At 64.9% G+C, this 25,526-nt stretch carries 20 protein-coding genes and 1 pseudogene; 20 read left to right on the forward strand and 1 reads right to left on the reverse strand.

Going from position 1 to position 25,526, the window contains the following annotated elements; all coding sequences use genetic code 11:
* Positions 1 to 20 precede the first annotated feature (20 nt).
* The 5 genes and pseudogenes from FJW05_RS24185 to FJW05_RS24205 all read left to right on the forward strand — a co-directional run bounded on the left by FJW05_RS24185 (position 21) and on the right by FJW05_RS24205 (position 4,933).
* Positions 21 to 980 (forward strand): sugar ABC transporter permease, encoded by a 960-nt coding sequence (locus FJW05_RS24185; protein WP_140636293.1) that lies wholly within the window; start codon positions 21 to 23, stop codon positions 978 to 980.
* A complete protein-coding gene (locus FJW05_RS24190) occupies positions 977 to 1,867 on the forward strand; it encodes a carbohydrate ABC transporter permease (RefSeq protein WP_140636295.1) in 891 nt (296 codons plus the stop codon). The genes FJW05_RS24185 and FJW05_RS24190 overlap by 4 nt, the downstream gene beginning before the upstream one ends.
* A gap of 12 nt (positions 1,868 to 1,879) precedes the next feature.
* Positions 1,880 to 2,977, forward strand: a complete 1,098-nt coding sequence (locus FJW05_RS24195; RefSeq protein ID WP_140636297.1) for an ABC transporter ATP-binding protein — start codon at positions 1,880 to 1,882, stop codon at positions 2,975 to 2,977.
* A gap of 29 nt (positions 2,978 to 3,006) precedes the next feature.
* Positions 3,007 to 4,171: pseudogene (locus FJW05_RS24200) on the forward strand (mandelate racemase/muconate lactonizing enzyme family protein).
* Between the two features lie 24 nt (positions 4,172 to 4,195).
* Positions 4,196 to 4,933 (forward strand): ribonuclease activity regulator RraA, encoded by a 738-nt coding sequence (locus FJW05_RS24205; RefSeq protein ID WP_140636299.1) that lies wholly within the window; start codon positions 4,196 to 4,198, stop codon positions 4,931 to 4,933.
* A gap of 82 nt (positions 4,934 to 5,015) precedes the next feature.
* Here FJW05_RS24205 and tssH read toward each other — a convergent pair whose 3' ends face one another.
* Entirely contained in the window at positions 5,016 to 7,838 is a 2,823-nt protein-coding gene (gene tssH / locus FJW05_RS24210) for a type VI secretion system ATPase TssH (RefSeq protein ID WP_140636301.1), read from the reverse strand.
* A 335-nt stretch (positions 7,839 to 8,173) separates the two neighbouring features.
* On the opposite strand from tssH, the gene tssA reads away from it, so the two are divergent.
* From tssA to FJW05_RS24285, 15 genes are all read left to right on the forward strand, one after another.
* Positions 8,174 to 9,349, forward strand: a complete 1,176-nt coding sequence (gene tssA, locus FJW05_RS24215; RefSeq protein WP_140542129.1) for a type VI secretion system protein TssA — start codon at positions 8,174 to 8,176, stop codon at positions 9,347 to 9,349.
* Positions 9,350 to 9,355: 6 nt separating this feature from the next.
* Positions 9,356 to 9,892: a type VI secretion system contractile sheath small subunit gene (gene tssB, locus FJW05_RS24220; protein WP_140542130.1), complete on the forward strand. Its 537-nt coding sequence runs from the start codon at positions 9,356 to 9,358 to the stop codon at positions 9,890 to 9,892.
* Positions 9,893 to 9,895: 3 nt separating this feature from the next.
* Positions 9,896 to 11,401, forward strand: coding sequence for a type VI secretion system contractile sheath large subunit (tssC, locus tag FJW05_RS24225; RefSeq protein ID WP_140636303.1), 1,506 nt, complete (start codon positions 9,896 to 9,898; stop codon positions 11,399 to 11,401).
* Positions 11,402 to 11,473: 72 nt separating this feature from the next.
* Complete coding sequence (locus tag FJW05_RS24230; RefSeq protein WP_164772067.1) at positions 11,474 to 11,923, forward strand: Hcp family type VI secretion system effector; 450 nt, start codon at positions 11,474 to 11,476, stop codon at positions 11,921 to 11,923.
* Entirely contained in the window at positions 11,910 to 12,662 is a 753-nt protein-coding gene (gene tssE / locus FJW05_RS24235; protein ID WP_140636305.1) for a type VI secretion system baseplate subunit TssE, read from the forward strand. The genes FJW05_RS24230 and tssE overlap by 14 nt, the downstream gene beginning before the upstream one ends.
* A 1-nt stretch (position 12,663) precedes the next feature.
* Positions 12,664 to 14,538 (forward strand): type VI secretion system baseplate subunit TssF, encoded by a 1,875-nt coding sequence (gene tssF, locus FJW05_RS24240; protein ID WP_140636307.1) that lies wholly within the window; start codon positions 12,664 to 12,666, stop codon positions 14,536 to 14,538.
* A complete protein-coding gene (gene tssG, locus FJW05_RS24245) occupies positions 14,502 to 15,566 on the forward strand; it encodes a type VI secretion system baseplate subunit TssG (RefSeq protein ID WP_140636309.1) in 1,065 nt (354 codons plus the stop codon). Before tssF ends, tssG begins: the two co-directional genes overlap by 37 nt.
* Positions 15,566 to 17,008, forward strand: a complete 1,443-nt coding sequence (gene tagH, locus FJW05_RS24250) for a type VI secretion system-associated FHA domain protein TagH (RefSeq protein ID WP_140636311.1) — start codon at positions 15,566 to 15,568, stop codon at positions 17,006 to 17,008. The genes tssG and tagH overlap by 1 nt, the downstream gene beginning before the upstream one ends.
* A gap of 4 nt (positions 17,009 to 17,012) precedes the next feature.
* Positions 17,013 to 17,465, forward strand: coding sequence for a type VI secretion system lipoprotein TssJ (gene tssJ / locus FJW05_RS24255; RefSeq protein ID WP_140636313.1), 453 nt, complete (start codon positions 17,013 to 17,015; stop codon positions 17,463 to 17,465).
* A gap of 36 nt (positions 17,466 to 17,501) precedes the next feature.
* The gene (gene tssK / locus FJW05_RS24260; RefSeq protein WP_140636315.1) at positions 17,502 to 18,836 is read left to right on the forward strand and encodes a type VI secretion system baseplate subunit TssK; all 1,335 of its coding nucleotides are present in this window, start codon (positions 17,502 to 17,504) and stop codon (positions 18,834 to 18,836) included.
* 4 nt (positions 18,837 to 18,840) lie between these two features.
* A complete protein-coding gene (gene icmH, locus FJW05_RS24265; protein WP_140636317.1) occupies positions 18,841 to 20,166 on the forward strand; it encodes a type IVB secretion system protein IcmH/DotU in 1,326 nt (441 codons plus the stop codon).
* 1 nt (position 20,167) lies between these two features.
* On the forward strand, positions 20,168 to 23,710 hold the full coding sequence (gene tssM, locus FJW05_RS24270) for a type VI secretion system membrane subunit TssM (protein WP_140636319.1): 3,543 nt from the start codon (positions 20,168 to 20,170) through the stop codon (positions 23,708 to 23,710).
* Positions 23,692 to 24,231 carry a type VI secretion system-associated protein TagF gene (tagF, locus tag FJW05_RS24275; protein ID WP_140636321.1) on the forward strand — a complete coding sequence of 180 codons (540 nt, stop codon included), beginning with the start codon at positions 23,692 to 23,694 and terminating at the stop codon, positions 24,229 to 24,231. Before tssM ends, tagF begins: the two co-directional genes overlap by 19 nt.
* Entirely contained in the window at positions 24,228 to 25,109 is an 882-nt protein-coding gene (locus FJW05_RS24280; RefSeq protein WP_140636323.1) for a PAAR-like domain-containing protein, read from the forward strand. Before tagF ends, FJW05_RS24280 begins: the two co-directional genes overlap by 4 nt.
* Entirely contained in the window at positions 25,106 to 25,525 is a 420-nt protein-coding gene (locus tag FJW05_RS24285) for a hypothetical protein (protein ID WP_140636324.1), read from the forward strand. Before FJW05_RS24280 ends, FJW05_RS24285 begins: the two co-directional genes overlap by 4 nt.
* Position 25,526: the final 1 nt, after the last annotated feature.

Below are 25,526 nucleotides of genomic sequence, written 5' to 3' on the forward strand. Positions count from 1 at the left end.
AAGAACAAGGGCGCGCTACAGTGACGATCGCGACCGGCAAGGCCGAGGCTCGCCGCAGATTGCAACCCGCCGGGTCCGGCTTGCTCCGCAGTGTCTGGGAGCATCGCGCCGACTACGCGTATGTGCTTCCCGCGATCGCCGTGATGCTCATCGTCATCGCCTATCCGATCTACTACACAATCGAGCTGTCCTTCTTTAACACCCCGCCCGGCCTGCAGCTCCGCGACAAGATCTTCGTCGGCGTCAACAACTACACGGCCATCCTCACAAGCGAGGTGTTCTGGAAGGTCACCTGGAATACGCTTATCTGGACAGCGGCCTCCACTTTCCTTTCCTTCGTCCTTGGCTTTTGCGCCGCGCTGGCGCTCCACCGTGACTTTGTCGGCCGCGGTATCCTGCGCGCCATCCTGATCATTCCCTGGGTCATCAGCGCGGTCGCCGCTTCCTATATCTGGAAGTGGATCTACCATTCGGATTTCGGGGTCATCGGCGCGGTTCTGGTTGGCCTCGGATTGGCCGGAGGGCCGCCGAATTTCATCGACAACGTCAGCACGGTGCTGCCCTCCCTGATCGTCGTCAATATCTGGCGCGAGTTTCCGTTTGCCATGATCATGATGATGGCCGGCCTGCAGACGGTTCCCGACCAGTTGCTGCGCGCCGCGACGGTCGACGGGGCCAATGCATGGCAGCGCTTTTGGCACGTCACCTTCCCGCATTTGAGAAACGTCTCGACGGTGACGATCCTGCTGCTCGCGGTAGCCAACTTCAACTCCTTCATCATCCCATGGATCATGACCGGAGGCGGGCCGTCCAACGCGTCGCATATCTGGATCACCCACATTTATGAGCTTGCCTTCGGCCGGCAGCGCTGGGGCGTGGCGTCGGCCTATTCGGTGCTGCTGTTCTTTATCCTGATGACACTCGGCTATTTCTATGTCCGTGCGCTGAGCGGCAACGAGCGGAAGGATGGCAGCGCATGAGCACGATTGCCGAGACGGCCCCTCGAGGCCAGACCCGTCGCCGGATGCGGATCGACGGATGGCGGTGGGGCGGGCGCATATTCCTGGTGTTCATGCTGCTTTACACCGCCTTGCCGATGATCTGGATGCTGCTGACCTCGATCAAGTCCGGCTTCGCCGCGATGCAATTTCCGCCGCAATGGTGGCCGGACCAGCCTACCCTTGCCAGCTACCAGAAGCTGCTCGATCCGCAGAACAGCGTCGGCCAGGATTTCCTGCGCTTCTTCTGGAACAGCCTGTACGTTTCCACTGCCACGACCATCCTTTCGGTGATCGTGGCAGTTCCCGCGGCCTACGCGTTTTCGCGCTTCACCTTCCCCGGCCGGAACTTCCTGTTCTTCGCGGTGCTGCTCCGAAACATGTTCCCGGCGGTGATCTTTCTCGTGCCGCTGTTCATCCTGATGCGTGCGCTCGGGCTGGTGAACACGCATGGTTCGCTCATCCTCACCTATCTGACTTTCGGCCTGCCGCTGGCGATCTGGTTGCTCAAGGGCTTTTACGACAACATCCCGGTGCAGCTCGAGCAGGCGGCGCGCATCGACGGCGCTACACGGTTCCAGGCCTTCATCCTGATCGTGATGCCGCTCTCGACGCCGGGGATCATCGCCACCGCGATCTATTCCTTCATCGGCGCCTGGAACGAGTACATCTACGCCTACACCTTTCTCTCCAAGAACGAACAGTTGACCCTGCCGGTCGGCATCCAGCGCTTCTTCTCGGAAAATACGACGGACTTCCCGGGCCTGATGGCGGCAAGCTTCATGATGAGCGTGCCCGTCGTCGTGCTGTTTCTTGTCCTGCAACGATACTTCGTACGCGCCCTGACGGAAGGCGCGGTCAAGCACTAGGAGTCGCTGCCGATGGCCCACGTGGTCCTCAAAGATCTCGTCAAGACCTATGGCGGCTTCAAAGCTGTCAACGACGTCTCGCTGACGGTCAACGACGGCGAGTTCGTCGCTCTCGTCGGCCCTTCGGGCTGCGGCAAGACAACCACGCTCAATCTCGTCGCGGGTCTGACCTCGGTAACATCGGGCGACATCGTCATCGGGGACCGCGTGGTCAACCACCTAGATCCCAAGGACCGGGACATCGCGATGGTGTTCCAGAACTATGCGCTCTACCCGCAGAAATCGGTCTACAAGAACCTGGCCTTCCCGCTGCAGATGCGCAGGCTGCCCAAGGACGAGATCGACAAGAAGGTCAGGGAAGCGGCGCGCGTGCTCGATATGACGCAGTTGCTCGATCGCAAGCCGCGCGAACTTTCGGGTGGTCAGCAGCAGCGCGTGGCCTTGGGCCGTGCCCTCGTTCGAGATCCCGCGGTGTTCCTGATGGACGAACCTCTCTCCAATCTCGACGCAAAACTGCGCGTTCAGATGCGGTCCGAGATAAAGCGGTTCCATCAGGACCTGAAGGCGACGATCATCTATGTGACGCACGACCAGCTCGAGGCCGTGACTATGGCGGACAGGATGGCGGTGATGAACGGCGGCTATCTGCAGCAATATGATTCGCCGGCGCAGGTTTTCGCCCATCCCGTGAACATGTTCGTCGCGAGCTTCGTGGGCAGCCCGGCGATGAGCCTTATTCCGCTCGAGGCATCGACGGCGAACGGCGGCACGGTGTTGACCAGCGCGGAGGGCTGGAGCCTTGAGCTGTCGCCGCCCAATGCGCGGAAGGTCGCGACAGCAACGACCCGGAAAGTCGTGCTCGGCGCGCGACATTCGACGATCAAGCTGCACAAGAGTGCGGTGCCGGGCAGCATTCCGGCCAAGACCTATACGGTGGAACCGACCGGAGACGTGACTTTCGTTCAGGCGTTCCTGTCCGGCGCCATCGTCAATGTCAGCGTGCCGCCGAGCATTGCCGTCGCGCCCGACGAGCGGATCTGGCTCGAGTTCGACCAGGAGCGGATGCATCTGTTCGACAGCGAAACCGAAATGGCCCTCAGGGCCGATTGACGCGGTGGATGCGTGTGGACGTGGCGCGAATGACGACGAAACTTAAGATCACCGCGATCAAGCCCTACCCAGTGTGGGTGGGAACGCGCAACCAGATGCTTGTCAAGGTCGAGACCGACCAGGGCATCTTCGGCTGGGGCGAGAGCGGACTGAGCGGCCGCGAGAAGGCCGTGGCCGGCGCCGTCGAGCATTATCGCGAGTTCCTCGTCGGCCGCGACGCCATGCAGATCGGCCGGATCTGGCAGGAGCTTTATCGCAGCCAGTATTTCGAGGGTGGGCGGGTTCTGCAGGCGGCGATTTCCGCCATCGACATCGCCCTTCATGATATCAAGGGCAAGGCGCTGGGAGTGCCGGTCTACGAACTGCTCGGCGGCAAGCAGCGGGAACGCATCCCCACCTTCGCCTCGACCGGAGACGAAGCCGCGGGCGATGCTGCCATCGAACGCGCCCATGAGTTGCGCGCGCAGGGATGGCAGGCGATCCGCTTCTTTCCCTCCGGCCAAAACAGCAAGGACATCTTCGAGCCGCGCGAGTCGATAGGCGCCACGGCGAGCATGCTGAACAAGGCGCGCGAGGCGCTGGGCGAGGACGTGGTGCTCGGCATCGACTATCATCATCGGCTGTCGGTGGCGGAGGCCGCGAGCTTCTGCAACAAACTCGGCCGCGGCGTGCTCGATTTCCTCGAGGAGCCGATACGCGACGAGACGCCGGAGGCCTACGAGTCCCTGCGCAGGATGACCGACATCCCCTTTGCCATCGGCGAGGAATTTGCCAGCAAGTGGCAGTTCCTGCCCTATATCGAGCGCGGCATTCATCAGTTCAACCGGCTCGATGTCTGCAATGTCGGCGGGCTCACCGAGGCGATGAAGGTCGCGGGCTGGAGCGAGGCGCATTATGTGGACCTGATGCCGCACAACCCGCTCGGTCCGGTGTGCACCGCCGCGACCGTGCATCTGGCCGCCGCCGTGCCCAACTTCGCCTGGCTCGAGACCAGGGCGCCCGAAAGGAAGCTGGGCTTCGACAATTCCGACTTCTTCCCAGTGCAACCACGGCTCGACGGGACCGATTATCCGGTCGGCGAATTGCCGGGGGCTCGGCGTCGAGGTCAACGAGGAGGCGATCAAGGCGCAGAGTTTCCGCTTCTGGGAAGCGCCGCATCTCAGACGCCGCGACGGTTCCGTCACCAACTGGTAGTTCCAACTCATCCGGAGTTCGACAATGACGCATATTCCCGACATCACGCGTCCGCCCAAGGACCTGATCGACGCGCTGAAAGAGATCGGCGCCGCGACGGTTGCCGGCACGCTCGGCCATATGGGCTTCCGCAGTCCGCACATGGTCGGCCCGGTGGCACAGAACCATGGCAAGTCGATCGTCGGGCCGGCGCTGACGCTGCAATTCCTGCCGCAACGGCCGGACCTGTTCGACGAGGGAGAATATACCGATCCCGAGACGCAACTGCACCGGCATGTGCTCTACCATGCGCAGGAAGGCGACGTGGTCGTGGTCGACGCCCGCGGCGACATGAGCTCGGGCGTCTTCGGCGATATGATGTCCACCTATTTCAAGGGCAGAGGCGGCGCGGGCATCGTCATCGATGGATGCATGCGCGATCGGCCCAATGTCGAAAAGCTCGATCTGCCGCTATGGCTGCGCGGCTGGACGCCAAACTATCACGTGCAGACCAGCATCTATCCCAACGCGGTCAATGTTCCGATTGCCTGCGGCGGCGTCACGGTGATCCCCGGCGACATCATCGTCGCCGACGATGACGGCGCGGTCGTGGTTCCCGTCGCAATGGCCGCCAAGGTCATCGAAGAGGCCCAGAAGCATCACGATTGGGAAGAGTTTTCACGGGAGAAGCTGATGCAGGGCGCTCCCTTGCAACGCTACTATCCGCTGCACGACGATGCCCGCGCAGAGTATGAGGAGTGGCGCAGAACAAGACGCCTTTAAGTTGGCAAGCAGGCTCCCAGCCCGGCGGCGCGAGGCATCGACCATCCGGTCACGCAACGGCGGCTTCCCTCGCCATGAAGGCCTATTCGAACGAGTAGGTAAATCCTTCCGCCGACGCGCCGACGATGACTTTCGCCATCTTCTTGCCCTCGAGCGAGCGGTTGAGCACGCCGCGGCTGAGTTCCGGCAGCAGCGTGTTGGTGAGGATGGCGTCGATCATGCGGCCGCCGGACTCGATCTCCGTGCAGCGCGCCTTGACCAGGTCCATGACGCCATCGCCGATCACCAGCTCGGCGTCATTGGTGTCCTTGAGGCGCTTGGCGATCTTGCCGAACTGATGCCGGGCGATCGCCTCGATCATGGAATCCGACAACGGGTAATAGGGTATCGTGACGACGCGGCCGAGGAAGGCGGCCGGGAAGACCTTCAGCAGCGGGGCGCGCAGCGCGGTGTCGAGATCGTCGATGCCGGTGCGCACCGTGCCGTTCTTCGTGCGATCCATGATGACGTCGGATCCGACATTCGAGGTGAGCAGGATCAGCGTGTTCTTGAAGTCGATGCGGCGGCCTTCGCTGTCGTCCATCATGCCCTTGTCGAAGACCTGGAAGAATATCTCGTGCACGTCGGGATGCGCCTTCTCGACCTCGTCGAGCAGGATCACCGAATAGGGTTTCCTGCGCACCGCCTCGGTCAGGATGCCGCCCTTGCCGTAGCCGACATAGCCGGGCGGCGCGCCCTTGAGCGTCGAGACCGTATGCGCTTCCTGGAACTCCGACATGTTGATCGAGATCAGGTTCTGTTCGCCGCCATAGAGCGTCTCGGCAAGCGCCAGCGCGGTCTCGGTCTTGCCGACGCCGGAGGGGCCGCAAAGCAGGAACACGCCGACCGGTTTTTCCGGCGCGCCGAGCCCGGCGCGGCTGGTCTGCACACGCCTGGCGATCATCTCCATGGCGTGATCCTGACCGACCACGCGCTCGGACAGGGTCGCGGCGAGCCTGAGCGCCTTTTCTGTCTGGCTGGACAGCATGCGTCCGGTCGGGATGCCGGTCCAGTCCTGTACCACGGCGGCGACCGCATTGCGGTCGACCGAGGGCAGGATGAGCGGTGTCTCCCCCTGCGCCGCGGCAAGCTCGGCCATCAGTTCGCGCAGCCGCGCCAGGTTGGCAGCGGCTTCGTCCGCCGGCTCGGCGGACACTGCTTCGGCCTTCGCAGCCTTGGCGTTCGTGGCCTCGGCCTTCTTGGTCTCGGCAGCCTTGCCGTCGCCAATCTTGCTCTCGGGAGCCCTTTGCTCTGGCGCCTTCGCCGCGCCCTCCGCGCTCTCTGCCTCCGCAGCGGCCCCTTCGTCCGGCGCCGCATCGAGCGGCACGCCCTCGCCGCGCAATTTTGCGCGCAGGTCGAGTATCTCGGCCACCAAGGCCTTTTCCCGGTCCCAGCGCGCCTGGGCAGCGGCCAAAGCGGTCGCGGTTTCCGCCAGCCCGGCGTCGACACGGGCCTGCCGGTCGGCGACGTCGATGCCGATCGCGGCCTCGCGGCCGATGATGCCGCTCTCGACCTCCAGCGCCTGGCGGCGGCGCAGGATGTCCTCGACCTCGGCCGGCGTCGCATGCTGCGAAACCGCGACGCGCGCGCAGGCGGTATCGAGCAGGCTGACCGCCTTGTCCGGCAATTGCCTAGCCGGGATGTAGCGGTGCGACAGCGAGACCGCCGCCTCGATCGCCTCGTCCAGGATCTGCACCTTGTGGTGCTGCTCCAGCACGCCGGCGACGCCGCGCAGCATCAGCACGGCCACCGCTTCCGACGGCTCGTCGATCTTGACCACCTGGAAACGGCGGGTGAGCGCCGGGTCCTTCTCGATATGCTGCTTGTACTCAGCCCAGGTCGTGGCCGCGATGGTGCGAAGCTCGCCGCGCGCCAATGCCGGTTTCAAGAGATTGGCGGCATCGCCGGTCCCGGCCGCGCCGCCAGCGCCGATCAGCGTATGCGCCTCGTCGATGAACAGGATGATCGGCACCTCTGAGGCCTGGACCTCGTCGATGACCGCCTTCAGCCGCTTCTCGAATTCGCCCTTGACGCTGGCGCCGGCCTGCATCAGCCCGACATCGAGCATGCGCACGCTGACATTCTGCAGTGTCGGCGGCACGTCGCCCTGGGCGATGCGCAGCGCAAAACCCTCGACGACCGCGGTCTTGCCGACGCCGGCCTCGCCAGTCAGGATCGGGTTGTTTTGCCGACGGCGCATCAGGATATCGACGATCTGCCTGATTTCCGGGTCGCGGCCGACGACAGGGTCGATCTTGCCGTCGCGGGCGCGCTGGGTGAGGTCGGTGGCGTATTTCGCCAGCGCCGAATCTCCGCCCGGACCGCGCTTCATCGGTGTCTCGGCAGCGCGCTCGGCGGGCGGTGAGCCGGCCTCGAGCGAGCCTTCGGTGACATCGGCGAAGCGGGAGATGACCCCATCGGCGTCGATCTTGTCGAATTCGGCGCTGATCTTGGAGACCAGGCCCTCCAGCACCGGCGTCTTCAGGCAGGCAAGCAGGATATGGGCGCTGCGCACTTCCTCGACGCCGAACTCCAGCGTCGCAAGATTCCATCCTTCCTGGATGGCGTGGAAGATGTGGTCGGAAAATTCCTCCACCGAGGTGGCGCCGTAGGGCAGCTTGTCGATGGCACGGGTCATGTCGGCCGTCAGCCGGCTGGCATCGAGTCCGGCGTCGGCGACGATCATCTGTACATCCGAGCGCTCCGACAGCACCAGTTGCTGGATGAAATGGACAAGCTCGACATAAGGATTGCCGCGCAGCTTGGCCGTGTCGGCCGCGGCCTTGAAGGCGCGCACCCCGGTGGCGTTCAGCTTGGCGACCAGTTCCTTACGCTTGAAGCTCTGCGATGACCGGCGCTGTTCCATCGAACCTGCTCCCGCAACCTGCCGACCGTACCCTGCCATATAAGCGGCTGCTTGACAAAGCCGCATGCCGGATAAGGTTTTTTGAATCCATCCGGGCGGCACCGCCCGGTTACACAAGCCTTGCAAACTCGTGGCCAACAAACACGATTGCTCTTCAGGCTATGCGAGCCATTTCACATACCGGGTCCGGCAATCGCGCAATGGGTTTGGCCGAAGAAAAAACGGTGGCGTTTAGCTTCCGTTAGTTTTTGCGCAGTTGCTCAATTGTCGTCGCATGAGGCCGGTGATAACGTTACGTCACATAGGGGTCTCAGGGCCGCTGGCTGGGGGTTGGTGTGATTGATCTCGCACTCTGGCTGAATCCTCTGAACGGTGAGAATCCGTCGGGAGAGGACTTGCGCAACGACCCGGCCTTTCATGAGCTGGAGCGCCTGGCCGAGCCTCAGCTCAAAGTTGTCCATGACGGCAACAGCAAGCCCACTTCGCAATCCAGTCCGGTCGACTGGGCGGCGGTGCTCGAAAGGGCCGAAGAGTTGCGCGCCCGCGGCCGGGACCTGCGCCTGCTGGTTATCGTCACGCGGGCCTTGGCCAACGAGGAAGGGCTGGCCGGCCTCGCCCAGGGCCTGACGTTGATCGCCAAGACGTTCGACCAGCATTGGGACACGATGCATCCGGCATTACGGGCGAACGCGCCGCCGCGCGATGCTGCCTTGCGGCGCATCAACGCGCTGCTCGATCTGCAGAACGGCCAGGAAGGCTTGCTGGCGAACCTCAGGCAGATGGCCTTCTTCTCCCCGCGCGCGATCGGACCGATCAGCGGCCGGGACCTCGAACAGGCTGCGCTCGACGAACGCGTCATGCTCCAGGAAGCAGCCTCCGGCCTTGGGACCGCCGAAAAGGCGGCGCTGACGAGCGCCCACAATCAGCTGTTGAACCGCGTGCGGACCGGATGCGCGGCGCAAATCGATCAAGCAGCGGATGTGATGACGTCGCTGCTCGCCGACGCGCGGGCCGCGATCGCCGCCCTCGACGCGGTGGACGCCGCGCTCAATGCCCGCATCGACGGCCATGGCGCCACGGTCCCGGAATTGAAGAAGTTCCTGCAGCGTTTGCTGACGACGCTGGAGCGGAATTCCGGTGCCGGCGCCACGGCGAATGGCGCCGCGAAGGCCGCTCCGCAGGCGGCGGCGGAACCAGCAATGCCCGCCCGCAACGGTCATGGAGCCGAGACGATGGCAAGTGTGGCAAGCCCTGTGGACGCGGGCGCCGGTCTGCCGGACCGGATCAACTCGCGTGACGAGGTCGTCAAATGCCTCGACCTCGTGGTCGCCTTCTACGACCGCACCGAACCATCCAGCCCCATTCCGCATCTGGCGCGGCGCGTGCGCCGGATGGTGCACATGGATTTCGTGGAACTGATGGAAGATCTCGCCCCGTCGGGGCTGAAGGAGTTCCGGCTGCTTGCCGGCGTTCCCGATCCCAAGAAGCCGGCCCAGAAGGATGAAAGGTAGAAAAGCATGCCAGCAGAGAGCAAAGCGAAGGTCATCGAAAGAAACCGCGCGCCGCGCGTGCAGATCGCCTACGACGTCGAAACGTACGGCAGCCCGACGACGATCGAACTGCCGTTCGTCATGGCCGTGATGGCCGACCTTGCGGGCGCTTCGCAGACCAAGGAAGCGTCGAAGTCGGTGCTTGACCGCAACTTCGTCGAAACCGACGCCAATCGCTTCCCGAAATTCATGGAGGCGATGGGGCCGCGCGTGAAGGCGCGGGTGAAGAACACCCTGCCGCAGGCCGAGGGCCAGGAGCGGGATGAAGAACTCATGGTCGATCTCACCTTCTCCAAGATGGGGGATTTCGCGCCGGACAAGATCGCCGAGCAAGTCCCGCAACTGGCCGAGATCCTGAAGATGCGCCGTCAGCTCGAGGAGCTGCTCGGCTTCATGGACGGCCGGGTCGACGCGGAGAAGCGCATCGCGCAGCTTTTGAACAACGAGCCGCTGCTGAGCAAGATCGCCAGCCAGGCGATGGATGACGGCAAGGGCGAGGAGTAAGTCATGGCCGAACAGCAAAAGACCGCAGCCGCCACCGCCGAGGCGGAAGCCATAGATCTTGGCGAATTCAGCGGACTTCTGGAAAAGGACTTCAAGGTCAAGAAGGACGACAGCGAGAAGCTGCAGCAACTGGTGCGCAACCTGGCTTTGGCCGCACAGTCGCGCTCCGAGACCACAACCATCTCTTCCAATGCGATCAAGTCGATCAAGTCGCTGATCGCCGGCATCGACAAGATGCTGACGACGCAGGTCAACGAGATCCTGCATGCGCCGGAAGTGCGCGAGATGGAAGGCACGTGGCGCGGTCTCTGGTACCTGATCAACAACACCGAGACCGATACCAAGCTGAAGATCCGGGTGATGAACATCTCCAAGGAGCAGCTGGCCGACACGCTCGAGGATTATGAAGGCCAGATGTGGGACCAGAGCCCGATCTTCAAGAAAGTCTACACGGACGAGTATTCGATGCTGGGCGGCGAGCCGATCGGCTGCATCATCGGCGCCTACGAGTTCTCGAACCACCCGCGCGACGTCGGCCTGCTGCGCAACATCTCCGGCGTGTGCGCGTCCGCGCACACGCCGTTCATCGCCGCCGCCTCGCCGCGGCTGTTCCGCATGGACAGCTGGCAGGAACTGCCGAACCCGCAAGACCTGCAGATGATCGTGAACAACCCGGCCTATGCCTCATGGCAGTCGCTGCGCGAGAGCGAGGACGCCCGCTATATCGGGCTCACCATGCCGCGCGTGCTGGCACGCCTGCCCTACGGCTCCGAAACCGTTCCGGTGAAAGGCTTCACCTTCGAGGAAGAGGTGGGCGGCGACCACAACAAATATGTCTGGATGAATGCCGCCTTTCCGATGGGCGTCAACATCAACCGCAGCCACAAGCTCTATGGCTGGGGCACGCAGATCCGCGGCGTCGAGAACGGCGGCACGGTGCTCAACCTGCCGGTGCACGCCTTCCCGACAGACGACGGCTCGATCGCAATGAAATGCCCGACCGAGGTCGCCATCGACGACCGGCGCGAGGCGGAACTGGCCAAGCTCGGCCTGATGCCGATCCTGCACCGCAAGAATACCGACCTGGCGGCCTTCATCGGCGCTCATTCGCTGCAGGACGACGAGACGCGCGCCGGGCGCCTGGTCGACCCCGACGCCCAGTCGAACGAACGGCTGAGCGCCAACCTGCCCTACCTCTTCCCGGTGTCGCGCTTCGCGCATTACCTGAAGGCGATCGCGCGCGACAAGATCGGCTCGTTCAAGGAACGCACCGACATGCAGATCTGGTTGACCGAATGGATCAACCGGTACGTGCTGGCCAATCCAGCCTTCGCCGACGACAAGGCGCGCGCCAAGCGCCCGCTCGCTGCGGCCGAGGTCCAGGTCGACAGCGTCGAGGGCCGGCCCGGTTACTACAATGCCCGTTTCTACCTGCGTCCGCACTACCAGCTGGAAGGCATCAATGCCTCGCTCCGGCTGGTGTCGGAATTGCCGTCAGTGAAGGGCTGAAATCGCAAGCAAAGTCATCTTGTTTCGTAGCGGTGGAGAAAGACAATGCCAGAAAGAACCGATGCGCCTTCGATGAAGATCGACGGCTTCCTGAAAGTCCCGGACATCAAGGGCCCTAGCAAGCGCGACGGCCATGAAGACGAAATCGAGATTCATGGCGTCGACTACAAGATGATCGCGCCTTACGACCCCAATTCGCTGTCGCGGCGCGGCCGCGTGTCGATGGGAATGATCAAATTCTTCAAGCATTACGACAAGTCGTCGCCCTACCTGAAAAAGGCGCTGTTCGAGAACAAGGCGCTCGACGAGGTGGTGTTTTCGGCGCGCCGCACCATCGACGGCGAGACCAGCGACTATCTGGTGGTCACGCTCACCGACGCCTCGATCATGGAATACGACATGCGGCAGGCCCGCGACGAGGCGGACCTGATCGAGGAAGAAGTCAGCTTCGCCTACAAGAAGATCAAATTCGTCTACGACAAGGACGACGAGATCGAAATGGACGTCTATGTCGGCAAGTGAGGCCAAGCGGCCTGGCTCGAAAGCGCAGCTCGCGGGCAGCTCGCGGGCAAAACGCGAGGCGGTCCAGCCCTCCCTCTGGGACCGCCTCGTCAACGATCTGCCCGGGCTGACGTCGGAAATCGACGGGCTGCGCCGCCTGCTGGACGAAGAACTCGGCGCCGAGCGCGTCGAGGCTCTTCTTGCCGGCAGCGCGCGCGCCATTGATGCCGATGCCGAGTTGACATCCGAGCAGAAGCGGCGACTGCACAGGCTGGTCTTCCAGACCGAGCACCGCACCGAGATCGAAAGCCGCGGCGTAGTGGTGTCGGCGCGCGTGCTCAGGGAAGCGGTCCGGCGCGACATCGAGGCCCTGTTCAACACCGAGCGTTTCGAGTCCGTCCCGATGCTTTCCGATGCCGAGCATGAACAGCCTTTGGACGAATTGCCGCCGCTCGCCGACTTTCCGGAAGTGCGCCGCAGCGTCGTCAATTACGGCGTGCCGTCCTTTTCGGGCCGTTCGTCGCGGGATTTCGACCGCGATACTTTAGCGCGCGAGATCCGCGCGGTGCTGGCCACCTTCGAGCCGCGTCTCAGGGAAAGCGCGACGACCGTGAATGTCACGCTCGGCGACAAGACCGTCGGTCTCAAGATCGAGATCGACGCGGTGCTGATCATGACGCCGACGCCGGAACGCATGCGGCTGCGCACCACGATCAATCTCGACAACGGCCTGGCGCGAACCGAATTCCGGGAGACCTGAGATGGATCGGGTCTTCGTGGAGTATTACGAAGAGGAACTGACCCATATCCGCGCGCTGGCCGCGGAATTCGCCGACATGCATCCGGCGGTGGCCCGCAATCTTTCCCTCGACACCGTCCCCTGCCCGGACCCCTATGTCGAACGGCTGCTCGACGGCGTGGCCTTCCTGGCGGCACGCACGCGGCTCAAGGTCGACGCGGAGCGTTCGCGCTTCACGCGCGCCGTGCTCGACGTGCTCTATCCCGACCTTGTGACGCCGGCGCCGGCGACGGCGATGGCCGTGCTGAAACCTGGACAGCAGGTGCAGTCGATGATCGCCGGCCATGCCGTGGCGCGCGGCACGCGGCTGGTTTCCGGCCTGCATCCTGGGCTCTCGACGCGCTCGACCTTCACCACCGCGCAAGAGGTCACGTTGTGGCCGATCGCGATCAATTCGGTCAGCTATTTCCAAGACCGCAGCGCGCTGGCCGCCGCCGGCATCGCGCCGGTCGGCGGCGTGCGCGGCGAAGCGGCGTTCCGCATCGCGCTTACCCGGACCGGAAAGGGCAAGCTCGGTGAATTGTCGCTCGACCGCCTCGATCTCTATTTCGCCGGGCGCGCCAAGGCGCCGCTCATCTTCGACGCGATCTTCGGCGCCTGTTCGGCCGTCGGCGCGCGGGCGGAAGGCAAGACCAATCCGCTCACCGCGCTGCACGAGCCAGAAATGGTCGGGATCCACGACGATGAAGCGCTGATGCCGCGCACGCGGCCGACCTTCGAGGGATACCGGCTGCTGCGCGAATATTTCATGATCCCCGAGCGCTTCCACTATGTGCGCGTCGCCGGCCTGCAGCCGGTGGTGCGCAAATGCGACGGGGGAATGGAGATCATCTTCCTGTTCCGACGTCCGGTGCCGGAGCTCGCCGATGTGGCGGTGGCCGATTTCGAGCTGTTCGCAACGCCGATCATCAATCTGTTCGAACGCGAGTGCAACGTCATCGAGATCGATCCGCGCCGGACGCGCCAGGTGCTGCACGCCGACCGCACGCGGGCGCGCGACTTCGAGATATTCCGGGTCACCCGCGTGGAAGATGCCGACGCGGAAGGCAGCGAGGCAATCATTCCTGAATTGTTCAGCCTGGGGCAGAACCGCGGCAGCGGCTGGGTCTATTCGACCGAGCGGCGCCCGCGGCGGCCCACTGAGGATGAGCGGCGCGACGGCCTGACCCGCACCTCCTACACGGGCGACGACGTCTTTATCGCGGTCTCGCGCCCGACGGGAAGCGTGCCCAACCGGGCGCTCAAGCGACTCGACGTGATGGCGCTCTGTACCAACCGCGACCTGCCGATCCTGGACGATACGCCGTCGCTGACGCTGGAGACCGCCGACCCGGTGGAAGCAGTGCGGCTGCTCGGCGCGCTGCGGCCGCCGCAGCCGGCGATCCCGGCGGCGCTGCCGGCCGGTGCCGAAGGCGAATCCCGCGCCGACAATCTCGCCTGGCGGCTGGTGGCGCAGCTCTCGCTCAATTTCCTCAGCCTCGCCAAGGAAGGCCGCGGCGTCGATCCGCTGCATGCCTTGCTCGACCTCTATGCTGATCGCGGCGATCCTAGCCTTGCCCGCAACGTGCATTCGATCACCCGCATCGACTCGCGCCCGGTGATCGAGCGGCTCAAGATCGACGGACCGATGTGTTTCGGTCGCGGCACCGAAGTCACGCTGCATGTCGACCAGTCGGTGCTGGCGGGGCAAAGCACGCTGCTGCTTTCAGCCCTGCTTGCGCGGCTGTTTGCCCGCCACGCCGGGATAAACGGTTTCGTGCGGACGCGTACGCGGCTGCTGCAGAAGCAGGAGGATGTGCCATGGCCGATGACGCCCGGCAATCGCTACCTGATCTAGCGCAGCCGGCCCCAGCCGAAGCCGACGCGCTGTCGGAGAGCTTCGACTTCTTCGAGCTGCTGCGCCGTCTGGAGCAGCGGCGCGGACTGTTCGGTCATTCCGGAACCGCCGACCGCGAGCCGGCAAGGCTCGGCCAGCATGTGCGGCTGAGCTTCTCGGCCAGGGACGTGATCAAATTCCAGGATGCTAGCGAAAAGGTGCCGGCGCGGGTGACCGTCGCCAATCTTGGCCTGCTCGGGCCGGAAGGGCCGATGCCGCTGCATCTGACGCGCTGGGTGCTCGACCGGCTGTCGCAGCGCTGGTTCACCGGCGCCGACGCCGAGCAGACCAGCGACACGACCTTCGTCGATTTTGTCAACATCCTGCAGCATCGCATGATCGCGCTCTACTACCGCGCCTGGGCCGATGCGCATCCGGCGGTGCAGATCGAACGTTCGGTCGGCGGGCGCGTGCGCGCCATGCTCGAAGCCATGGCCGGCATCGGCCTTCCCGGCACGCAGGATCCCGAGCTCGATACGGTGCGGCTGCGCCAGGCCGGGTCGCTGGCCAACCAGGTCGACGGCGCGGAGCGGCTGACGCTTTTTCTGGCCACCGCCTTCAAGGTGCCGGTTGAGATAAAGGAATTCGTCGCCGCCTGGATCACCATTCCGGCGGCGCTGCAGAGCCGCGTCGGCAAGGCCTATGCGGCGCTCGGCGGCGGCGCAACGATCGGCCCGCGCGTCTTCAGCCGACAGAGCCGGATCGAATTGCGCGTCGGCCCGCTGAGCCTCGACGACTTCAAATCGTTCCTGCCCGGAGAACGGCGCCTTGGCCTGTTGAAGAAGGCAGTGCGCGACATGATCGGCGAAGCGCTTGACGTCGATCTGCGCATCGTGCTCGCGCGCGACGCCGTGCCTTCGCCGAAAATGGGAACCATCCAGCTCGGCCGGACCTCCTGGCTTTCGCGCCCTGCCGAAAAGGGCGACGCCGACGATCTCAGGCTGCGCACCATCGTCGGCTGGCGGCCGGACATGGCGGAGGCAGCCTGATGAGCCTGCTGCTGACCCTGGAACAAGGCCCGCGCTCGCAGGCGGTCAGGCAGGCCCGGCTGGACGAGGGCGAACTGGTGATCGGCCGCAGCGCCGATGCCGGTTGGCAGATCGACGATCCGGACATGTTCGTCTCGCGCGCGCATTGCAAGATCAGCGGCGGCCGCGACGGCTATTACGTCACCGACACGTCGAGCAGCGGATTGTTCATCGACGATTCCGACAGCCCGCTCGGCACCGGCAGGTCGACGCGCCTGCAAAGCGGCATGCGGCTGCGCATGGGCGACTATGTGCTCCATGTCGAGGTTCAACCCAGCGCCGGCCACACCTCGATCGGCCAGGCGCCGATCGCCAATGCCGCGCCGGCATGGCCGTCGCCACAATCGCGGACGCCAGCCAGCATCGGCGGCGACGGCTTCTTCTCGGCCAAGGTCGAGGAAAAGCCGCAGCGGCCGCGCCCGGCCGGATTGCCCGATCCGTTCGAGCAGCCTGTGCCGGGGGCTTACGATCGCGCTTCCAATCAGCGCAGCTCGCCCGCCTTCGACGACCCGTTCAGCCTCGATCCGGTGGCGACGCCGGCCTCGAACGACGAGCCTGCCGTCGGCAGGTCGGATCCGTTCGGCTTCGGCAACATGCCGTTGCGCAGCGATATGCCCGAACCCGCGGCGAAACCGTCCGGCTTCGACGATTTCAGCTTCGGGCCAGCCGCGATGCCCGCTTCCGGCAACAGTGCCGATCCAGCTGGCCGCGTCGAAAAGGCCGCCGAGAAGCCGCAGGCCGCCCGCCCATGGGAGACGCCGGTGCGGGCCGAACCCGCTGCGCCGCCGCGTCCCGCTTCCAAACCGTCGCGTCCGACGCAACCGGCGCCCAGCGACATGGCGTTGCGCGCCGCGTTCCTGCGCGGCATCGGCGTCGAGGAGGCCGACTTTCCCGGACGCGACGCGATCGCCGAAATGGAGAAGTTCGGGCGCGAATACAGGCTGATGCTCGACGGCCTGATGCAGCTCCTGCGCAAGCGCGCCGAGGAAAAGGGCAGCGCGCGTGTCGCCCAGACCATGGTCGGCGCCTCCGAGGTCAACCCGCTCAAATTCCTGCCGACGGTCGAGGATGTCATCGTCACCATCATCGCGGAACGCAGCCCCGGCTTTCTCTCCGGCGAGGCGGCGATCGGCGACGCGGTGAAGGACCTCGCGCAGCACCACGTGCGCGCCTGGCGCGGCGTGCAGGCGGCGCTGCGGCGCATGATCGACCGCTTCGATCCGGCCACGATCGAGGAAGAGCTCAAGTCCAATTCCGCGATCGGCAATCTGCTTGCCGGCGGGCGCAATGCCAAGCTGTGGGAGCTTTACCAGAAACGCCATCGCGACATCGCCCAGAGCGCGGAATCGAGCTTCCTGGGCGAGATCGGCGCAGATTTCAGGGATGCATATGAAGAGGAGTAGGGACATGATCGACAGACGTGAATTCATCGTCGCCATCGGCGCGACGGGGCTGCTTGCGGCTTGCCAGAGCGGCCCGCCGAAACCATCCGTCATCTCGCTCAACGTGACCGGTGGCGCCGGCATGAATCCGGGACCTGGCGGCGGCGACAGGCCGGTGACCGTGCTGGTGATGCGGCTTGCCAGCACAGGCAAGTTCAACTCGGCCGATTATTTCGCGCTGCAGGGCGATGCCGGCTCGGCGCTGGGCGCCGACCTCATCGGATCGGACGCGATCTCGGTCGCTCCGGGTAAGACGGCGGCCAAGACCATCACGGTCGAACCGAACGCGACGGCGCTCGGCTTCGTCGCGCTGATCCGCGAACCCGGCGGACGCAACTGGCGCACGACCAAGTCGGTATCGCCTGGGTCGAAATTCACCATCAACGTCAGCCTCGGCAAGGGCGGCATTTCCGCCTGACGGAAAGACAGGCACGGCAGTGCAGAGAGCAGTGGCATGAGCGACGCAAACAGGGTGCTGTGGTCCGAGGGTCTCTTTTTGAGGACCCAGCACTTCCAGCAGCAGGACCGGTTCTTCGAGGGGATGGTGCGCGGCGCCTTGCAGGCCGGCCAGCTCCATACGTTCGGGTTCCAGCAGCTGACGCTCGACCAGTCGCTGCTCGATGCCGGCCAGGTGTCGATCGTGTCCGCCCGGGGCATCTTCCCGGACGGTACGCCCTTCTCCATCCCGGAGCTGATGGACGCGCCGAAGCCGCTGCCGGTCACCGCCGACACCGGCGCCGGGCCGGTGCTGGTGGCGTTGCCACTGGAGCCGCCCGGCGGCGTCGGCTTCGACCCGGCGCATGCCGCGTCGACGGGCGCGCGCTACCACGGCAAGATCGTTGCGGTGCGCGATGCCGTGCAGGGCGGCGCCGATCCGGAGGAGATCGAGATCGCCCGGCCGCAAGCGGTGCTGCTGGCGCCCGGCAAATCGGTCGGCGGCTACACGGCGCTGCCGGTGGCCGACATCAAGGGCATGCGCGCCGATGGCGGCGTCTCGCTCGACCAGGCCTTCTTGCCGCCGACGCTGATCACCGGCGCCGTTCATTGGTATCGGCAATTGCTGCAGGAGGTCGTCACCGGCCTCGACCAGATTGCCGAGGCGCATGGCAAGATGGTGATGGGCGGCGCCGGCCGCAGCGTCGAGGACCTTTTGATGCTGCATCTCGCCAACGCCGCGCGGCCGCGCCTTGCGCATATGCTGACGCAGGATGTCTTCCATCCGGCCGAGCTCTATCTTGAGCTTGCCGGCCTCGCCGGCGAGATGGCCACCTACGGCTCGAGCTCACGGCGGCTCGGAGAGCTGCCGGCCTACGACCACATGGCGCCGGGTCCCGCCTATATGGCGCTGGCCGACGCCTTGCGTTCGCTCATCCTCAGTCTGCGCTACATCGAGCCGAAGTCGCGCGCGCTGCCGGTCATGCGGCACGCGACCAATGTGTGGAAGGTGCGCATCGACAACCCGAAACTGCTGGTCGCCAGCCGCATCGTCATCCGCGTCGGCTCCGAGCTTTCGGAAGACGCGCTGCGCAAGATCTTCGTCAACCAGGCGACGGTCGGATCCGCCGACCAGTTCGAAGGGCTGTGGAAGTCGCGCCTGCCGGGCATTCCGCTGAAGCCGCTGCATTCGCAGCCGCGCGAGATCCCGTATGACGGCGACAGGCTGTGCCTGGAGTTGGATCAGAAGAGCGAGCATTGGGCCTCGCTGCTCGACGCCCCCGGCTTCGTCATCGGCGTTTCCGGTGTCCTGCCGAGCGAGCCGCAGGTCGACTGCTATTCGGTGAACAGGTGAGGCCATGAGCCGGGATGATCCTTTCGGACTGTCGGAGGATCGCGAGCGTACACGCATCCGCCTGACCGGTGCCGCGCCCCGGCCGATGGCGCCGCTGGCGCCCGGCGCGCCGGTCAAGCGGGCGCGCGCCCATCCCAACACACTGATCAACATCTTCGCGCCGCTGCTCGAATTCGCGCCGGAGCTTGAAAGCGCGCTTGCGCCGGAAAACCCTGAAGTGATGCGCACGCGCCTGCTCGACGAGCTGGTGCGGGCGCGCGATGCCGCTGTCGCCGCTGGCTCGTCGCTGGAGCGCGCCGACCAGGCAGCCTGGGCGGTGGCGGCGCTGCTCGACGATCTCGCGCTCAACACGCCGTGGGGCGGAGCCAGCGCCTGGCCGCGCCAGCCGCTGGTGGTCATGCTGCGCGGCGACGTCGATGCCGGCACCCAGTTCTTCACCCGCCTCGACGAGCTGGAGCGGCATCCCAATCGCGACCGCGAGATGCTGGAGCTGCAATACTACTGCCTGGCGCTCGGCTTCCGCGGCAAATACCGCGTGCCCGGCCGCGCCGGCGACCGTTCGCTAAACGCCGTGCGCGTGGCGGCGGCGCGCTTTCTGCGCAATGCCGACGCCGAAGACGCGCCGCTGTCGCCGAACTGGAGAGGCGTGATCGCCTCCGACGAGCCGCAGCGCTTCATCGTTCCGATCTGGGTGATGGCGCTTGCCGCGATCGTCGTTGCCGCGGCCGCCTATATCGGCCTGTCGATGGGCCTGAGCAGCCAGGCGGTCGAGCTTTCCGCGCTGGTGCGCACGCTGCCGCCGGCCTCGCGCGGCGACATCACCCGCGCGGCGCCCAAGCAGGATGCGCCCGCGCCCGAGCCGCAGCCGGTCGATTTTGCGCTGTTGCCGGAATTCAAGGCCGAGGCGCCGGACAACCTCAAGGGGGCGCTCAGCGGCACCGAGAGCGTGTCGCTCGCCAAGCTTGTCATCCAGTCCTCCAATCCCGAGCTCTTCCAGTCCTCCCGACCGACGCTGACGGAAGGATACGAACCGCTGATCGCGGCGATCGCCAAGGTGATCCTGGACAATAAGGAGCTGATCGGAAAAATCACCGTCGTCGGCCATACCGACAATGTGCGCCTGCAAAAGTCCAACCCGCTGGCCAGCAACCAGCGTCTGTCGGAAGCGCGCGCCGAAACCATAGCCAAGCTTCTGGTGCAAGCCGGCGTGCCGCAAGAGAGCATCTCTTCCGAGGGGCGCGCCGAAACCGATCCGGCGGCCGACAACTCGACGCGCGAGGGCCGCGCGCTCAACCGGCGCGTCGAGGTTTTGGTCGAGAAGAGGCTCTGAGATGTTCATCCTGCGCTTCCTCTGGGCCGTCATCACATCGCGTTTTCTCTGGACGCTGATCGGCATCGCGCTGCTTTCGCTGCTGATCTGGGTGTTCGGCCCGATCGTGCAGGTCGGCCCTTACGCGCCATTCGAATCCGACAATGTGCGTATCGCCATCATCGCCGGGCTGATCATCCTGTGGCTGATCTGGCTGATCGTCGCGCAACGCCGCGCGATCCGCGCCAACCGCATGTTCGTGGCCGAGATCGCGGCGCCTGTTCAGGAAAAGCAGCTTACGCCCGGCGAAGAGAGCGTTGCTGCCGTCGGCGCCAAGTTCGGTGAGGTGATGGCGGAGCTGAAGCGCCGCAAGCTCGGCGGCAGAAAGTTCCTGCGCGAGATGCCTTGGTATGTGATCGTCGGTCCGCCGGCCACCGGCAAGACCACGGCATTGCGCCAGTCCGGCCTCAATTTCCCGATCGACCTCACGGACGACCTGCAGGGCGTCGGCGGCACGCGTAATTGCGACTGGTTCTTCTCCGAGAACGCGGTGTTGATCGACACAGCGGGCCGCTACGTCCAGCAGGAAAGCCAGCCGGATGTCGACGCGGCGGAGTGGCTGGGCTTCCTCGACCTCCTGAAGAAGCATCGGGGCCGCCGCGCGCTCAACGGGGTGATCGTGGCACTGTCGATCGACGCGCTGTCGGAGGGCGACGACGCGATCAAGGCGCATGGCAGGAAGATCCGCCGCCGGCTTGCGGAGCTTAACGACCGGCTGGAGATCCGCCTGCCTGTCTACCTGATGCTGACCAAGGCCGATCTGATCAAAGGGTTCGAAGCGTTCTTCGGCGGCTTGTCGACTAATGCGCGCGAGCAGGTGTGGGGAACCACTTTTCCGCTCGACGCCCGCGTCAGTGCCGGCACGATCCAGACGGAACTCGCCAGGCTTGCCGCCGAGCTGGAGCGGCGGCTGGTGCCGCGGCTGGAAGACGAGGACAAGCTCGGCCAGCGCGCCGAGATCTTCCGCTTCCCGGCGCAGCTTGCCAGCCTGTCCGAGCCGATCCAGGTGCTGGTCGAGGCGATGTTCGGCGAGAGCCGCTATGAGGAAGCCGCCTGGCTGCGCGGCCTCTATCTGACCTCGGCGACGCAGGAAGGCGCGCCGATCGACCGGCTGACGGCGGCGCTGTCCTCATCCTTCGGGCTGCCGCCGCGTCGCGCCATGCCGGCGGCGCGCGTCGAGAAGCGCAGCTTCTTCCTCAGGAATCTGCTCACCGAAGTGATCTTCAAGGAAGCCGGCCTCGGCACATTCGATCCGCTGGCGCAGCGCCGCCGCGCCTGGATCTGGCGCGGAGCCGCCGCCGCCTGTGCGCTCGCAGCCCTGCTCGCCGGCGGACTGTTCACCTGGTCCTATCTCGAAAACCGCAATGCGATCGCCGAACAGGCCGGCCAATTCGAGGCGCTGCAGGCGCCGCTCACGGACGTCGCCGCCATGCCGGCCGCGGTCGAGCAGCCGACCATGGACGGCGCGCTGGCGGCGATGGACGCGGTGGTCACGGCCCGCACGGCACCGCCGGATGCCGTCCACAATCTGCTCGGCCCGACCGCCTCGGCCGAGCTGGTGCGCGCGCAGACCGATACCTACGACCATGCGCTGCGAAACGTGCTGGAGCCCCATATGGTCGCGCTGCTCGAGGCCACGATGTGGCGGCAGATCCGCGATCCGGACTTCATGCTCGGCGCGCTGAAGACCTACCGGATGATGACCGGCCTGTCGCAGATGGACACCGATTTCGTCCAGAACTGGTGGGTGAACAGCTTGCCGCAATTCGCGCCGGCCGCGCCCTTCCCGACCGCGGACGCCGAAGAGCACCAGCTTGCCGCGATCCGCCGCATGGCCGTCGACGACAGCTACATCGCGCCGGACAAGGAACTGGTCGCCGAGGCGCTGAAGACGGTGTGCACGATCTCGCTGCCGGAGCGCGCCTACAAGCAGTTGCTTGCCGACCCCGAAGTGGCAGCCGTCAAGGAATGGGTGCCGGCCAATTTCGCCGGACCGAACGGCGCCAAGGTGTTCGCGCGCCGCTCCGACAAGACGCTGCGTGTCGGCGTACCGGGCCCCTACACCTATGCCGGCTTCCACGACGCGATCCTCGACCGGGTCGAGGATGTCGCCGGACAGGCGGCGCTTGATCGCGCGGTATTTGCCGGCGGCTGCTCGGAGAATTCGGAGACGTCGGTTTCGGCGCTGTCGGAAGACATCCTGAAGCTCTATTACGACGACTATATCGCGCAGTGGGATAGTTTCCTGCGCGACATGCGGCTGGCGCCGCTGACCGACCTCAACATCGCCAGCGAGAACCTCAAGGAGTTGTCCAGCGCCGACTCCGCGTTGAAGCGCCTGTTGACGGCGGTGGTGCAGGAGACGGACCTGACCCGCTCCGACGACGCGGCGGCCGGCGACAAGAGCGGCGGCGCTGCCAAGACCGGTTCGAAGCTGCTCAGCAAGCTCGGCAAATTGGGCAAGGTGGTTAAGACGGGCGCGAAATTGCTGCCGCGCGCGGGCTCGGCCGACCAGGTCGACATGACCGGCAGCCTCGTGGCCGAGCATTTCAAGCCGCTCAAGGGCACGATCGCGCAGGTCGACGGCCAGCCGCCGGCGCTCGACGCCGCCATCGTGGCGCTGACGGCGCTGTCCAATGTGTTGCAGACGGTGACCGCCAACCCAAATCCGCAGGATGCCATCAAGAAGCAGGGCGGGCTGGCCGAGCTGACGGGCGCCGTCGCCAGGCAGGCGCAGATCCTGCCTTCGCCGATCAACGACTGGCTGGGCGGCATTGCCGGCGACACAAGCGGCCTGTCGCAGAAGGCCGTCACCAATGAGCTCAACGCCATCTGGCGCGCCGACATCCTGCCCTTCTGCCAGGCCGCGCTCAACAACCGCTATCCGTTCAGCCCGGACAGCGCGGTCGACGTCAATGTGCGCGACTTCCAGCGCCTGTTCGGGCCGACCGGGCTGATCGACGCCTTCACCAACGATCATCTGATCAACTATGTCGACACCGCCAGCCAGCCATGGAAATGGCGCGCCGATTTCGGTCTCGATCCGGCGGCGCTGGCGGCCTTCGAGCAGGCGCGCCACATTCGCGACGATCTCTTCCCCGGCGGCACCGGACCGGTGATGAATTTTACGCTGGAGCCCAAGGACCTGTCGCCCAACGTGGCGCGGGTGACGCTCAACCTCGATGGCCAGAACCTCGTCTACTACAACAATGCAACCAGGCCGCAGCCTATGACGTGGCCCGGCAAGGACGGCACCGGCGTGATCTCGCTGGCCTTCCAGCCGGTCGACGGCTCGCCTGAGGTGATGCTCAACGAGACCGGAAGCTGGGCGTGGCTGAGAATGCTGCGCGGCGGCCGCTTCAACGCGACCAAGCTCACCGACGTCTACAGCCTGCGGCTCGGCACCAAGGGCATGTGGGCCGATTTCGAGCTCAAGGCGGCCAGCGTCGAGAACCCCTACACGCTCGAAATGTTCAAGAAGTTCACATGTCCGCCGCAGATCTGATGCTCGGCTTTTTCGGTAAGATTCCGGCGACGGGAGATTTCGTCACATGGAATCTGCCGCGGACCTTCATCGACCGCTGGGACCGGTGGATGTCGATGGAATTGCGTGCGCGGCCGGACGAGGGGGAGCTCGACCCGCGGGCGTGGCGGTTCGTGGTTCCTGCCGGGATTTTCAGCGACCAGCCCTGCGCCGGCGTGTGGCGCATGAGTGAGGATCGTGTCGGACGCAGATACCCGTTCGTGGTCGTCGCCATGGGCGCCATGGCGGAACCTTCCGATCCATGGTTCAGCGGAGCGACGGAAATCCTGGCAACGTGCATCGAGCGGGGGCAAACCAGCGCAATTGCTGCCGAGGAGTTGAGCGGGCTGCCGCCGCCAGCGCCGGGAGGGGTAAATGCCATCCTGTTTTGGCGCGACGACTGGGAAGTCCACGAACTTCATTTCGCCGACATCCATGATCTAGCCGCCAATGGCCTGCCCGCCATGCGATTTCCCCGGCATGAAGAAAGGGATGTCGTGTGAGTTGCAAGACATTCGCCGAAGGCAACGGCTTTTTCCACAAAGGCAGTGGCGGCACCGGCACGGCTCCTATTGACGTATGCCTCAGCCCGCCTCCGCCTCCGACAGGCCCTGTGCCGGTGCCATATGTCAATACGTGCTCTGCTTCCGACCTATCCAACGGCAGCAAGTCGGTGCTTTTTGACGGCGGCAATCCGACAGCGATGGAAAATGTGTCGGAAGTTTCAACCAGCAGCGGCGACGAGGGCGGCACGCAAGGTGGCGGTGTCGTCACGCACAAGACAAAGGGGACCGCGTCGTTCCTGCTTTGGTCTTTCGTCGTGAAAGTGGAAGGCAAGGGCGCCTGTTGCCACAGCCACCCGATGTTCCAGAATGGCATGTCGACGCCGAAGAACATTGTTTGCGCACGCTCCAAAGTGATCCGAGACACTTTGGCCGCGCACGGCTTCGATGAGAAATATGAGTGCACAGACTGCGAAAAGAGCAAATTCAAGCGACGAGATCCCACGGCCGATCAACAGACGAGAGCCGACGAGATCGGAAATCGCGGGGGCAACCAGGGAGGATGCTGGTCCTGCAAGCGTAAACGCAACCAAGGCACCTTCGGAAATGGCACCAAGTGGAATCGGGGTAAATGCTGGACGCCTGACCATCAGCCGCCTCAGGACTATGTCTGGCTGAAACTCGGCGGATGTAAAGGCGCTTGCGATCCGCCGCCCGCCGACGAAGCTGCCCGGCAGAAATTCAACAACTGGGCGGACGACCCGAACTGCATCAGAGCTCAATGCGCCAAATGCTCGGCTTCACAAGGCGGCTCTTGCGGCGGCGCGAACGGTGAGGCAGCCATGAATAAGCTGATGGCTGCGATAGGAGCGGTATGAGCCTCTATACGGATATCTACTCCAGGTACGAACGCGAAGTTCTGGATCTGTTGCCCCAGTTGGAGAGCTGGTGGTCCGAAATCGCCAATGTCAGGCGCGGGAGGACAGGGCGTGACGACCGCTGGCCTCTCGGGCTCTCGGGTCATCCGCGATTCATCGCGATCTACCGTCGATATATGCTGGAGATATTGCGCATCAATGACGAGCATCAGAAGCGGATGCAAGAACCGCCTCTTTCCAGGCAGGATCTATGGGACAAAGGACACACTGACGATGGAGAACGGGTGGCGAAGCCGCAATCGATTCTTATCGAAGATCTGATCCAGGCAAATCCCGCGCTTGGCGATCACTTTCGCTACTTCATGTTTATCCCGATCGGAGCGGACGATTTCGGCGAACTCTATGGCGAGGACTAAC

Origin of the sequence: Mesorhizobium sp. B2-9-1 (assembly GCF_006439455.1) — a bacterium.
Classification (GTDB): domain Bacteria; phylum Pseudomonadota; class Alphaproteobacteria; order Rhizobiales; family Rhizobiaceae; genus Mesorhizobium.

What these genes read in the sequence shown, in the direction of transcription:
- FJW05_RS24190 (WP_140636295.1), top strand. Translation starts at nt 977, where the DNA reads ATGAGCACGATTGCCGAGACGGCCCCTCGAGGCCAGACCCGTCGCCGG.
- FJW05_RS24195 (WP_140636297.1), top strand. Translation starts at nt 1,880, where the DNA reads ATGGCCCACGTGGTCCTCAAAGATCTCGTCAAGACCTATGGCGGCTTC.
- FJW05_RS24205 (WP_140636299.1), top strand. Translation starts at nt 4,196, where the DNA reads ATGACGCATATTCCCGACATCACGCGTCCGCCCAAGGACCTGATCGAC.
- tssH (WP_140636301.1), bottom strand. Translation starts at nt 7,838, where the DNA reads ATGGAACAGCGCCGGTCATCGCAGAGCTTCAAGCGTAAGGAACTGGTC.
- tssB (WP_140542130.1), top strand. Translation starts at nt 9,356, where the DNA reads ATGCCAGCAGAGAGCAAAGCGAAGGTCATCGAAAGAAACCGCGCGCCG.
- tssC (WP_140636303.1), top strand. Translation starts at nt 9,896, where the DNA reads ATGGCCGAACAGCAAAAGACCGCAGCCGCCACCGCCGAGGCGGAAGCC.
- FJW05_RS24230 (WP_164772067.1), top strand. Translation starts at nt 11,474, where the DNA reads ATGAAGATCGACGGCTTCCTGAAAGTCCCGGACATCAAGGGCCCTAGC.
- tssE (WP_140636305.1), top strand. Translation starts at nt 11,910, where the DNA reads ATGTCGGCAAGTGAGGCCAAGCGGCCTGGCTCGAAAGCGCAGCTCGCG.
- tssF (WP_140636307.1), top strand. Translation starts at nt 12,664, where the DNA reads ATGGATCGGGTCTTCGTGGAGTATTACGAAGAGGAACTGACCCATATC.
- tssG (WP_140636309.1), top strand. Translation starts at nt 14,502, where the DNA reads ATGGCCGATGACGCCCGGCAATCGCTACCTGATCTAGCGCAGCCGGCC.
- tagH (WP_140636311.1), top strand. Translation starts at nt 15,566, where the DNA reads ATGAGCCTGCTGCTGACCCTGGAACAAGGCCCGCGCTCGCAGGCGGTC.
- tssJ (WP_140636313.1), top strand. Translation starts at nt 17,013, where the DNA reads ATGATCGACAGACGTGAATTCATCGTCGCCATCGGCGCGACGGGGCTG.
- tssK (WP_140636315.1), top strand. Translation starts at nt 17,502, where the DNA reads ATGAGCGACGCAAACAGGGTGCTGTGGTCCGAGGGTCTCTTTTTGAGG.
- icmH (WP_140636317.1), top strand. Translation starts at nt 18,841, where the DNA reads ATGAGCCGGGATGATCCTTTCGGACTGTCGGAGGATCGCGAGCGTACA.
- tssM (WP_140636319.1), top strand. Translation starts at nt 20,168, where the DNA reads ATGTTCATCCTGCGCTTCCTCTGGGCCGTCATCACATCGCGTTTTCTC.
- tagF (WP_140636321.1), top strand. Translation starts at nt 23,692, where the DNA reads ATGTCCGCCGCAGATCTGATGCTCGGCTTTTTCGGTAAGATTCCGGCG.
- FJW05_RS24285 (WP_140636324.1), top strand. Translation starts at nt 25,106, where the DNA reads ATGAGCCTCTATACGGATATCTACTCCAGGTACGAACGCGAAGTTCTG.